The organism is Micromonospora sp. NPDC006431 (assembly GCF_042870725.1).
In the GTDB taxonomy this organism is placed as follows: domain Bacteria; phylum Actinomycetota; class Actinomycetes; order Mycobacteriales; family Micromonosporaceae; genus Micromonospora.
On record NZ_JBIAHQ010000056.1, the window covers coordinates 1 to 12,143 of the forward strand.

The window sequence follows — 12,143 nt, forward strand, 5'->3', positions numbered from 1 at the left end:
GTGCCCACACCCGCCCAGGAAACCATCAGAAAACGGCTAAAACACCCGACGTTTCGATACTTGACCGGCCCCGCTCCTTCAGGGATGACCCCCAGGCAGCCAACACGACTCGCCGACCTGCCTCGCCAAGAGTTTTTACCCGCGGCAACCTTCCGCCAGAGTCCGTGGACGTCCGCCACGGCTCGTGCGCGTCGTCACCCAGACAGTCACTCACCTCAGGCTGCTACGCGAACGTAGATCCTCGTTGCCTGGCGTGACGTCGAAAGAGTTTATTGGCTATCCGCTTCGCGCTGTCTCGTGACCGACGACGGTCGAGCGGACAACCGCAACTCCCCCCACGGCATGAAATCGATGGTCACTGCATCGATAAGGCTTCCGATCTCCGGAAAGTCGCGTGGCGTCACCTCCGATCCCGCCTCGGCAAGCAGTACGAAGTCAATGAAAGCTGGGATACCCGAGACGGGCGACACCACCACTACCTCGACACCGAAACGGCTCCGATGCCCTGTGACCTGGCACCGCACAAGCTGGAACTGATGCAGGCCACTCCGCTGCCATAGGTGCCCCGGATCTCCCACGTACACCCCTGCAAGAACGTCGTATCGTCACAGGAGTCCGCCATCCCGGCGCTGCTTCAAGCTCCGTCGGTCTTCCCGCCGGCGCTCGCGCCGCCAGCAGGCCGAGCGCGGCCGGCGCGGCCCGCTTGCGGGCCGCCGTGACGAATCGAAGAGAACAATTCGGCAGGAAACGGGGCTGGTCACATGGCTTGACCGGCGGACAGGGGCGGTGCTCGCTTTCCCGCCGCCCCCGGCCTCAACCATCGCGGCGACGGGAGGCGTTCTAACGTGCGAGGGGGTGGGCATGACCGAGACGTTCCATCAGTTCGTGGTGCACCGGTCGCCGGCGCTGTCCCGGATGGCCTACCTGCTCACCGGTGATCATCAGCTTGCCGAGGATTTGTTGCAGACCGCCCTGGCCCGAACGTACCGGCATTGGCGGAGGATCCACGGCGGCGACCCCGAAGCGTACGTGCGGCGGGTCATGTACCACCAGCAGGTCTCCTGGTGGCGGCGCCGACGGCTGGCCGAGCGGCTGGAGTCGCAGCCCACCGACCGGGCCGGTGACGACCACTCAGACGCTACGGCGCTGCGGCTGAGCCTCGCGGCTGCGCTGCGTCAGCTCACTCCGCGCCAGCGTGCCGTGGTCGTGCTGCGGTTCTACGAAGACCTGACGGAGTCGCAGGTCGCCGAGGTGCTCGGCTGCTCGGTCGGCCCGGTCAAGCGGCACAGCCACGACGCGGTCCGCCGGCTACGCGCCATCGCCCCCGACCTGGTCGACCGGACGGCGGAAAGGAGCCCACGATGACCGCCCGACTTCGCGAGGTGCTGCACACCGCCGCGGCCGACATCCCCGCGTACCCGGTCTACGAGCAGGCGCTCGCCACGGCCCGCCGCCACCGCCGCCGTACCGTGCTCGCGGCCGGGGCGGTGCTGGTGCTGGTCGCGCTGGCCGGGGCGGTGCTGCCGCTGGCCCGTACCCCCGCGGTCGGCCCGGCGGCCGGCGTGGACGCCGCGCTGCCCGACCGGGTCAGCGTGCCGCCCTTCGGCAGTCTGCACGCCACCGATCGGCCGCGACTCGGCCCCGCCTCGGTGATCTTCACAGGTCAGGCTCCCGGGTTGATGTACGGCGACGAGGGCAGCATCATCGCGGTCGTCGGCGCGGACGCCGATCGTTACCGAATCATCAAGGGCGAAAGGGAGGCGCTAGCCGGCGGGGACACAGTGCTGTCTCCCGACGGCCGTCGGATCGCCTTCCGCTCGGTCGGCCTCGCGCCCCGGGTGGAGATCGTCGACCTGGTCACCGGGCGCAGCCGTACCGTGTCCAGCGGCGTCCCGGGCACGGTCCTGACCGGACCGGCCGGCTGGTCGCCGGACGGCCGAGCGCTGCTCGTCGGGGACACTGTGCCGACCAACCCGGAGCGCAGCGCCTACCGGGGCATGCTGAGCATCGTCTGGCTGGACGGCAATCGCCGGACCCGGCTGGCCGACGAGCCCGAGGGCTTCGCCTCGCCGGCATTCGCCCCGGACGGTGCCCGGCTCGCCTTCCAGACCGGACGGACCGTCACCGTCACCGACCTGGACGGCCGGCGGCTCTCCTCGTTCACCCTCGCGCCCGAGACGGAGTTGGCTGGCAAGGGCGCCTGGAGCACAGACGGCCAGGCGTTGACGGTTACCCGGCTGGACGGCGACAGGTGGAGCCTGCGACAGATCGACCCGGCCACCGGCCGGGACCTCGGCGCGATGGACACCCCGGCCGTCTCCGGGGTGACCGCCATCCAGCTGCTGGGCTGGGCGGCGGACGGGTCCGCGTGGGTCGTCGCCTACCAGCCTGCACCCAACGCGCCGGCCACGTTCGACGTACCCCTGAACATGGGCGAGCGACTGGCGTACGGCAACGTCGGCACCGTCCGGGTGCTGGCCCTCGGCCGAGGCGCAGAGGTTCCCACCACCCTGCTCACCGCTCCACAAGACGTCGTCTCGATCGACGTTTCCAACGACGTGATCCACAGCGGCCGCACCCGCGGCGCAAGCCCGCCGCACGGGGTGGGTCCCCGATTCTGGTATTGGGCGGTCCTCATCACCGTCCTGGTGGCCGGTATCGCGGCGTACCGCAATCGCGAAGGGCTGGCGCTCTGGTTCCACAACCGGCGGGCCAGGCAAGCACGTCGACGGGGTGGGCGATCCTCATGATCACAAAGGCTGGACAACACACGCAACGGCACACGGCCCGGCCTGGGATTAGATGAAGATCGCGGATGGCTGCCGCTCTCTGCGCCTCGGGGTACGCACGTTGTAGCGGTTGCAGGTCGGGACATGCGTCGGCAATTGAGTCCTAGGGATACGCGAATATGGGGGTGTCCTCACGGTTGTCCATCGGTTCGCTGAGCGCAGCCTTGAACGCTTCGACGGCGTCGGCGTCAGCGATGCCGAGACTCAGCGCGTGGCCAGGATCGCCTTCACCTGGAACTCCCCGGTTGGCCCGACCTCGATGATGGGCAGCCGACGTCCGACTGCGTTGCCGGTGGCGGCGTCGAGCGTGAAGGTACCACCAGCGCCGCGCACCTTGTTGCGCTCGCGGTCAGATCGCCCCAACTCAGAGCGTACGGCTTGGCGCGTGGGCAACTCCCCAGGTTTCAACCCGTTGGCGGTGCGGCTGATCGCCTCCGACAGCGCCAGCATCGCGTCGTGCATCATCACGCTCCAGCCGTCGGCAAGGTCGGTGGTGTCGAATCCGAGCCGCTCGAACTCGGCGGTGAGCCGGTCGAACTCGGTGATTCCCATTTCCCGCGCGGCGTCCGGATCGACGTGCGGGGTGTAGACGATGGACAGGTTCGGCTGTTCGGCCCGGGGGAGCAGGTCCGGCCTGGTGCGCAGCATCGACGCGTCTGAACCGGTGACGAGCCTGATGCGTCGGTCCCGTGCGCAACCGCGCTGCCGCAGGTTGTTGATCAGATCGTCCAGGAGTACCGCGCGGCCCGCGTAGAGCACCGTGTCTGGGGCGCCGTCGCCGCAGAGGTCTCGCATGATCTCGCGGAACTGGGTGTCCAGCGACGCCTCGGTGTCGAACCGGCTCTCCACACTGATCGACAGGTTGCGGCCCGCTGCGGCTGCCTTGAACTCCTTGTAGAGCCCGGCGGTGTAGAGGTCGGTCTCGTTGACGTCGTAGACGAGCATGGCCTTTCGGACACCCTGTCCGGCCAGGTAGTCCGAGAGCACGGCGAGCTGGTTGCCGGTGGTGGAGCTGACCCGGGTGAACCCGTTGATGTAGCGGGTGGGCCCGCCTGGCTCGGCGGGCGGTTCGACATGGAAGTCGGTGGCGGTCACCACCGAGGCCACCATCGGGATGCCGGCCGCTGACAGCGCGCGTGCTGTCTCCTGGGCGTTGGTGGTGCTCTGGCCGACCCCGATCACGCCGACCAGCCGTTCGTCGTCGGCCAGCTCGATCAGCTGGTCGACCACCCGTCGCCACTCCTGCTGTCCGCTGCCGGGATTGGCCAGCAGCAGTCGGACCTTCGGTTCGCGCTTGTCCTCGTTCGCTGCCAGCTGGGCGACGTGAGCGCCCTCGAGCTGGGCGCGGACCCGTTGCCACGTCACACTGCCCACGTCGGTGGGCAGCAGTGGCGTGAGGAGGGCGACGGTGACGTGCGGCTGCTGCTGCACGCGCCGGTTCTCCTCCAAGATCCGCTGCTGCACGGCGGCGAGCTGGCCGTCGAACACGTAGGAGCCGTCGGTGACCCCGACACACTCGCCGTCCCGCTTGTGGACGCCTTCGCCGCAGCGGGTCAACCTGGACACCCCGACGGCACCTGCGGAGACCAGCACCAGCGCCACCGCCGCGATGATCGCCGCCCGCCGGATGCGTGCCCTGCGCCGCACGCGCCTCGGCGTCGGAGGAGTGAAGTCGACCTGCTCGCGCTGTCGCGTCAACGCCTGCTGCCGGCCGGAATGGCTCGGCACGGCGCTGTCGCCGGCCTCGGCCCTGGCCTCGATCAGCGCCGCCGCTTTCAGGAAGTCGTTGCGCGCGACGCCCGGCTGCTGCGCCAGCGTCTTCAGGTCCCACGCGGCGCTGGCGTAGAGGTCCGCGCGGTCAGCGGTGGACAGCGGGTCGCTCGCAGCCCACAACGCCGCCACCACCCGGGCAATCGTCCGGCCCGGCTCATCCGCCGGTCCGGTACGGCCGGCCACCGCCAGCACCCGCCCGGGGTCAGCCTCGTCGGTGTCGAGGTCGTTGGGCGCGGCGGTAACCCTGTCGAGTTCGGCAAACCAGGCCCGCGCGTCAGGCAGCAACTCCTGCAGACGCTGCACCACCGCGTCGACATCCCGCAGCGCCAGCGCGTGGTAGGAGCGGTCGGATTCTCTGCCATTGTCCCGCAACCAGGTGTGCACTGCCGTCCATCGTTCCTCAGTGGCAGCGAGGCGGCGCAGCAGCAGGTGGCGCAGGGCGGGCAACATGACTACGCGGCCCGTGCCGATGTCGTGCACCTGCAGTTCGGCGGGCACGAGCCCGGCACCATCACGCGGCGGAGTCACCAGGCCGCTACGCGCCAACTCGTCGGCCTGCTCGACGTCCCAGGCCGCGGAGCAGGCTTCCAGGCGGGCCAGGACCGCGTCCGGCCGCGAGCCGAGCAGCTCGCGCAGTAGCCGCTCCTCGACGGTGACCGGGGCCTTGTCGACCGGGCCTCGCCATCGGGACTCCAGCAGCCGCTTCAACGGGACGGCGCCGCCGGTATGGTCGCCGATCGCCTTGACGATCACGGCAGTGGCGGCGGGGTGACCCCGGGTGAAGCGGTACACCTCAGCCGCGACCGCGCGGCGCGCGTTGAGCCGGGGGCCGGCGACCTCGGACACCAAGTCCTTGACCTCGTCCAAGGTCAGGTCGCGCAGCGCCACCGGGTAGGAGTCGCTCTCGTAAGCACCCTGCCGGCGTTCGAGATAGTCGTCGTAGCTCGCCTCCTCGGCGAATGGGATCTCCTCGTCTGGCGCCACGTGCCGTGCCACGCCGCCCGCGCTGGTGGCCACCACGGTCAGCGGGTCGGCTTCGCCACGACGGGCGTCGGCGAGCGCCCGGTAGAGCAGGCGACCGGGTTTGCTGTCGATGTCATCCAGCAGCAGCACGCAGTTCAGCGACCACGCGTCGGCCCGCCCCTTGTCGAACGCGGCCCGCAGGTCGGCCAGAAAAGCGGCCCACAGCAGCTCGGTGGCCTCCTTGCGTTCGGCCTCGCTCGCGTCATCCCGGGTGAGCAGGTTGAGCCGGACCAACTCGTCGTAGGCCTGGTTGCCGGAGCCGTACCACTCCAGCCCTTCACCCAGCACGACGCGGCGGCCACGCCGCCATGACACCAGGCCGTCAAGGATGAGGTTCGGCGCGTACTGGACGGCCGTGGCCGCCCCCGGGACGCCGTCCACTCCCGCGATGGCACCGGTCACATCCTGCGCCAGGGCAGACAGGAACGCGCGGAGCTGGTCGATGCGCCGAGCGTTCTCCAGCGCCGTCCGCACGATCAGGCGGGCGCTAGGGCCCGGGGAGTCGATTTGCGTAGCGATCGCCACCTGGGCCGTGACGAAGCGGGGGAATGGGATCGAACGGTAGCCGGCGGCGTTGCGGTTAAGGCCGAACGCGAGCAGCGACAACACTTCCCAGGCGGTGGTGCTCTTCAACGTGCCGCAGTCGACGCGCGCGTAGGGAACCTTGCCCTGGAGGCCGCTCTCCAGGGCGTTCAGCAGCGCACTCTTTCCACAGCCCTTGGGGCCGGTGAAGATCATGATCGGCGCGCGGCGGGTGGCTGGGAAGCCCTCCGCCTCCGGCCGGGTCGCGAACTCACGGACAAGCGTGAGCGCCCGATCTCTACCGTGCGAGCCGGACGGGTCGTTGGCCATTCATACCCCACCTGAACAAGCGCGAATCGACATAGTCGCCCATCGAGCCTTCACGACTCCTACTGCAGTATCGTACGGGCTACGGACCACCCCCGGCACCAGTGCGTCGATCGCTCCCGTACGGCAGCAGCACGACTGAGGCTCCGATGGCTCTCGTCCATCCCGTGATGATCCGTCACGGCGCGACTACCCGCGCCGCGCGGCAATGCGTCCTGCAACGGGGAGCGCTCACCCGCCAGCGGCTACCGGACCCAAGTCCGCCGTAACCGACCCGGTAACTCTCATTAGCAACCCACCGGAACCGCCACGCCCAATGGCGCACAACGGAGTGGAGCCACTACCGACGGCAATGGCTCCACTCCGTTGTCAATGTGCCTCGCACCCCGGCGGCCGCTGACCCCGAGTCGAGGCATCCTGCCACCGCGCATGCCCTCTCGTGCGCGCGCGGAACTTCCGGTTCACACGCGTCACACGATGGAGATCGACCGCACCTGGGTGTTGCCCTTGGTATCGACGAACACCTTGTAATCGCCGACGGTGTAAGTGCCAGCAGCGTTGTTGTCGATGGTGAACGTGGCCGTCACAGGAGACTCGCTGCCGTCGATGTGGGTCTGCTTCACCGTGATGGTCAACTCGTTCGTGTTGCCCTTCAGCTTCTTCACCACCGCCGACGGCTTCGCATCGATGACCGCGTTGGCGACTGTCACGTAGACCGCGTCGGGTGAAGAGAACTCCGCGTTCTTCTGCCCATCACCGAACAGGAAGAAGCCCCGTTGTTCGATGGCTCCGCGCCCGGGGAACGGATCTGGGTTTGAGGCCAAGTACGTCGGATTGACCTTGTACAGGTCCGTCTTGGAATCCGCGAGGATGGCCTGCACCCCGGTGTACGGGGCATCGGTGATCGCGAGGTTGACCGACAGGTAGATGGCGTCGGGGTTGTTGGCCGAGATGCGCGAGGAGAAGTACTTGTCCGCACTCTGCCCCGCAGGAACGGCCAGCGGCACAACCGCGTCGCCGACGAGAATGTTGAACTGGAAGTCGCCGTAGCCGCCGGCCACGAACTTCGCCCAAGCCGCGTCCGAGATGTAGTCGGGGCGCTCCACCTTGAACTCCAGACGCATCGGCGCCACGTAACTGGTGTTCAGGTACTCGGTGTCGGTCAGGGGCAAGTAGACCCCTCCCGGGGCGTGCCCCAGTTCGAAAGCCGACGCCGTCGGGGTCGAGTTGCCGCGCCCGTTCCACATCGGGATGTTGAACGAGGTGGCACCGAGCAGGGCCTGGGTGCCCAACTGGCTCGTGCCGACCGCGGCCGACGCGTCCTTGTAGGTTCCGATCGTGACGTCGAGCAGGTCGAGGTCCGCCCGGTCGGCGTTCAGCCCCGGGATGTCTGCCCACATGAACTTGGCACCGGCGGGCCCGGAGTACCGGGCCATCTCCAGCATGCCATCGGCCATGATCTTGGTCATCTGCACTGCCGAGTCGACCTTCATCCGCTCGTTGGCCGTGTGCCACCAGCGCTCGTTACCAGGGATGACGGCGCCGAAGGCGGTCATCTTGTTGCGGAAGCTGCTGGCCAGGGTGCCACCGGTCGTGCCCTGCGGATAGACCACGTCCCGGAGGGAATATGGATCCGCAAACTCCTTCGGGTTGCGGTTGATCGAGGCTTGGTAGCTCCCGAACTGAAGAGCCGTCAGCGGGTTGTCGTGAGTGACGTACAACCCGGCGCCGACGGGCGAGCCGAGGTTGCCGATGGTGAACCCCTTCGCCTGGAAGGCGGCCGTGACCGCCGTCGTTGCCTGGCTGGAGTCAGCCGCGGTGACGTGCATGCTGCGCACATACATCGGCATGCTGAGGATGCCGGAGCCGTCCGTGTAAAAGCTCGTCGGGGTCTCCGAATTGATGCCTCCCATGAGGGCAAAGGTCAGGTTCGGCGTGCCGTTGCTCGGGTTGCGCAACAGGCTCGCCGGGATGCCCATGTACTTGCCGATATAGGCTTCGCCTTCGACACCGTCGCGGAAGAACAGGTCGGCGATGCCGTCGGCGGCTTTCTTCAATTGCATGTCGGCGGCCGTGGTTCCCAATGCGCCGAGTCCCTTGGAGAGGAGGAACATTCCCCACACGACGGCATTCTTGCCGTACTGCGGGGTCGGCATCTCCATCGCCACATCGGTGTTGATCTCCAGCGTGAGCGAGTCGCCGGTGATCGTGGTCTGCACCTTGGGCGTGGTGCGGGGAGCGGCCGGGAGCCAACCCTTCGTGGTCGCGGCAGCGGTGATCGCCGCTACGAATCGGTCGCGCTCGGCGGAGCCGGCCCCCGCCACGTCGAGGGTGAAAATGGCCCGCGAGGCGATCTGCGTGGTGCTGCCGTAGGCGATGTCCTTGAGCGTCGGGTCGCCTTCGCGCAGGGTGACGCCGGCTGTGGCATTCGTCAGCCGGAAGGCCTTGGTGCTGTCCGCGGCCAAGCTCATCGACACCGGCGGGGTCACCGATCCGGAGTTGCCGACGATGACCGGGAACCGCGAGTCGGAGGTGTAGGCCGCGATCGGGATCTCCTCGCGGTTGAGGTTCTTGTAGGCCCAGTTGTCGTAGAAGCTCGGGTTCGAGTTGTACGGGATGGACTGGAAGGTGGCGGTGTTCGCCGTCGAGGGCGTGCCGGGACCGCCGTCTTCGTAGATTCCCATGACGATGCGGATGCGTCGGTCGAGGGGCAACCCCGCCTCGAGCAGCGCCTTGGCCGCGAGCAGCGTCGCCAGCGTCGGGCCGCTGTCGTCCTGTATGCCCGCCCCGTAGACCCAGCCGTCCTGGACATAGGGCGAGTGGTACGCACCAGGAGTGCCGAGGTTGCCATCGGCGTCCCGCCAGCGCGCCAGCTGGGCTGGCGAAACGGAAGCCGTCGGCGAGTCGAGGTGGCTCAACGCCATGACCATCTCCGGGGCGTCCGGGTCACCGATCTCTGCGTAGACGTACTTGTCGGGTTGGCGTTGGACGACCACCGGGAAACCCAGGTCGGTGGCCAGCTTGACCACCCAGGCGAGCTTGGCGACCTTGCGGTCGTACTCGTTCTGGTTGGCTTCGGTGTTGCTGACCGGGAAGGGGTACGCCGTCGCGGCCGTGCCGCCTCGGGAGATGGAGTCGTAGCTCGACCCGTCCAGCATCGCCCCGACCAGACTGAGCGGGTCGTAGGTGCCGTCCCCCGCCCGCGCGCTGTTGACGCGTCCAGCCAACGCCTCGACTTCCGCGTGGATCGCGTCGCGCTCGGCGTCGGTCACCGACAGATCGTAGGTGACACTCGGCTGGAAGCGCTCCTCGCCGAGGCTGGCCGCGGACGCGTTGGGCGCGGGCGCAACGGTCGCCGCGAGGGTCGCGGCGAGCAGGACGGAGAAGGTGGTCGTCCGTCTGTCTCTCATAAAAGCTCCAGAACAGGGGGATCACACGGTGGCGACAGCACACGCCAGCCGTGCCGCCAGCGGCCGACGGGGCGGGATTTCTTGAGGATGATATGAGAATCGGCCGGTGCCGCCAGCTCGGCCGCAGCCGGTAGCCCACCCCGCGTACGGTCTCCACCAGGCCGGCGTCGTCGAGCTTGCCGCGCAGGGCCGCGACGTGGACGTCGAGGGTGTGTCTGGCCTTCCGGGTGGTCTGCCATGCGTCCATCAGCAACCGTTCGCGAGACACGACCGTGCCCGCCTGCCGGGCCCACGCCATCAGCAGGTCGAACTCCTTGCGGGTCAGGTTCACCTCCCGGTCGGAGAGCCAGACCTGCCGGGCGTTGAGGTCGACCCGCAGGTCGGCGACCTGCAGCGTCGCCTCGGCCCGCGCGGCGCGGGCGGGCCGGCGCAGCACCGCCTCGATCCGGGCCTGCAGTTCGGCCATGGAGAACGGCTTCACCACGTAGTCGTCGGCGCCCGCGCGGAGCCCCGCCACCCGGTCCTGGTCGTCGGGGCGGTGGGGTGGGTGGTCAGGTGGCGGGCACCGGCAGGCGGCGGATGCGTTCGATGGCGTTGGCGAGGTCGGTGGCCCAGGGCCAGGTGGCAGGCCCGAGCGTGCGACGAGTCCGGCGAACACCACAGGTTGCCGGTACGCCGTGCATTCGTCAGTCAACGAGGTAGTGGGCTCCGATGTAGGCGACGGTGGAGTCGTACGCTCCCCGACCGGCTTCAACATGTACCGACGGAAGACGGCGGCGGTGGCGCGGCGAACGCCTCGGTTGCGAGCGTCTGCGTTGTCCCATGTTTGGGCGAGGGTTCGGGTGACCACGTGGTCGATCTCCTCGGCCAGGTTCCGCTCGGTGACGGGGAGGCCGGATGGCGCGTGGTCGTGGATGATCCGCGACAGGACGCCTACGTGGTCGTTGTCCAGTACGACGACGGCTTCGTCGGGGTGCTTCTCGGCGTTCACGGTGGCGCAGGCGATCCGGAGTGCGTTGGACAGGAAGTCCAGGGCGTCCTGGGCGTTCTGGATGATCCGGTCGCGCAGCAGCCTGATTCGTTCCGCGAGAGCGGTGTATTTCGCGGACCCGGTCCGACGCCCTTTTCGAGGGCGGCCTTGATGTGGTCCAGGATCTCCGCCGCGGACGGCGGCGTCCTGTCCTCGCCATCGTCCTTGCCGGGCTTGAGGCGGACGAGGGCCAGCAGCTCTTTGAGGATGGCGATGCCCTGGGTGTCCAGGACGAGGGGCTCTTCCTGGGAGGCGACGACGGTGAAGGAGTGGACGTGGGCGTTGATGATCTCCAGGACCATCGGTCCCAGCTCGGCCAGCCGTTCCTTTCTCTCCTCGTCGGAGGACTTCTTGAACAGGGTCGTGTACACGGACCCGAATAGCCCGAAGCCGTCCTGGTACTTGGCGATCCGCTTGTCGGTGTTGATGAGCGGAGACAGGCGGGCCAGGAGCCGGTAGTCCTTGGAGAAAACCTCGGCGGCGCCGGGGTTGGCGTCCAGGAAGACGTTGATGGCCCGCACGGACTCGTAGCCGTGGACCGTGAGGTCCAGGTCGTCCACGCCGGCGAGGAGGTCTTCGATACGGGCGAAGGCGGTGCGGAACTCGGCGACCAGCTCGGACAGGTCGGTGACGAACCCGCCGCCCTTGCCTGCCCCTTCCGGGGTGGGTCGACGACAGCCCGTTGGACCTCTTCGGCCAGGCCGATGTAGTCGACGACCACACCGGAGGTCTTCACGAACCCGGTCGGGGACACCCAGGTGCGGTTCGGGCGGGTGATCGCCTGAAACAGGGTGTGGGCCTTCAGCGGCTTGTCCAGGTAGAGGACGTCCTCGTGGGGGCGTCGAACCCAGTCATCAGCTTCGCGGTCACCACCAGGAAGCACAGCGGGTCGTCCGGGGTGAGGAACCGCTGCTTCTGCTCCTCCTCCTCGGCCTCCGAGAGGCGGAACGACCGCATGGCGGCGTCTTCGTCCTTGGAGTACGAGACCGAGATGTTCACCTCGGCGGTGATCCGGTCATGCTTCCCGACCTCGGAGAGCACCTGTGATGCCTCGAAGCCGGCCAGCAGCTCGTTGATCAGGCATCCATGCCAAGCAATGAGAAGAGGGTTTCCGCAAGTCGCTGACCCGCGGAAACCCTCTCGCTGTCGGGACGGCCGGATTTGAACCGACGACCCCTTGATGGGATGAAGGAGCGGGGCCTCCGCTCCTCGTGACAGTCACCCTCGGCGGTTGTTTGCTGGGGGTTGTCACGACTCACCACGACGAAG

6 protein-coding genes and 1 pseudogene are annotated in these 12,143 nt (G+C 68.2%); 2 read left to right on the forward strand and 5 right to left on the reverse strand.

The features are described 5' to 3' along the window. Window positions 1-861 precede the first annotated feature (861 nt). Both ACFYM6_RS35690 and ACFYM6_RS35695 read left to right on the forward strand, forming a co-directional pair. On the forward strand, window positions 862-1,365 hold the full coding sequence (locus ACFYM6_RS35690; protein ID WP_387281888.1) for a SigE family RNA polymerase sigma factor: 504 nt from the start codon (window positions 862-864) through the stop codon (window positions 1,363-1,365). Continuing rightward, entirely contained in the window at window positions 1,362-2,750 is a 1,389-nt protein-coding gene (locus ACFYM6_RS35695; RefSeq protein WP_387281889.1) for a hypothetical protein, read from the forward strand. The genes ACFYM6_RS35690 and ACFYM6_RS35695 overlap by 4 nt, the downstream gene beginning before the upstream one ends. Before the next feature lie 243 nt (window positions 2,751-2,993). Here ACFYM6_RS35695 and ACFYM6_RS35700 read toward each other — a convergent pair whose 3' ends face one another. From ACFYM6_RS35700 to ACFYM6_RS35720, 5 genes and pseudogenes are all read right to left on the reverse strand, one after another. Beyond that, a complete protein-coding gene (locus ACFYM6_RS35700; protein WP_387281890.1) occupies window positions 2,994-6,437 on the reverse strand; it encodes a hypothetical protein in 3,444 nt (1,147 codons plus the stop codon). Between the two features lie 467 nt (window positions 6,438-6,904). Then, on the reverse strand, window positions 6,905-9,844 hold the full coding sequence (locus ACFYM6_RS35705) for a M20/M25/M40 family metallo-hydrolase (RefSeq protein WP_387281891.1): 2,940 nt from the start codon (window positions 9,842-9,844) through the stop codon (window positions 6,905-6,907). Between the two features lie 121 nt (window positions 9,845-9,965). Further along, a pseudogene (locus ACFYM6_RS35710) lies at window positions 9,966-10,382 on the reverse strand (winged helix-turn-helix domain-containing protein); the annotation flags it as partial. Between the two features lie 449 nt (window positions 10,383-10,831). Then, window positions 10,832-11,434: a hypothetical protein gene (locus tag ACFYM6_RS35715; protein ID WP_387281892.1), complete on the reverse strand. Its 603-nt coding sequence runs from the start codon at window positions 11,432-11,434 to the stop codon at window positions 10,832-10,834. Between the two features lie 241 nt (window positions 11,435-11,675). Then, window positions 11,676-11,915 carry a hypothetical protein gene (locus tag ACFYM6_RS35720; protein ID WP_387281893.1) on the reverse strand — a complete coding sequence of 80 codons (240 nt, stop codon included), beginning with the start codon at window positions 11,913-11,915 and terminating at the stop codon, window positions 11,676-11,678. Between the last annotated feature and the right edge of the window lie 228 nt (window positions 11,916-12,143).

What these genes read in the sequence shown, in the direction of transcription:
- ACFYM6_RS35690 (WP_387281888.1), top strand. Translation starts at nt 862, where the DNA reads ATGACCGAGACGTTCCATCAGTTCGTGGTGCACCGGTCGCCGGCGCTG.
- ACFYM6_RS35695 (WP_387281889.1), top strand. Translation starts at nt 1,362, where the DNA reads ATGACCGCCCGACTTCGCGAGGTGCTGCACACCGCCGCGGCCGACATC.
- ACFYM6_RS35700 (WP_387281890.1), bottom strand. Translation starts at nt 6,437, where the DNA reads ATGGCCAACGACCCGTCCGGCTCGCACGGTAGAGATCGGGCGCTCACG.
- ACFYM6_RS35705 (WP_387281891.1), bottom strand. Translation starts at nt 9,844, where the DNA reads ATGAGAGACAGACGGACGACCACCTTCTCCGTCCTGCTCGCCGCGACC.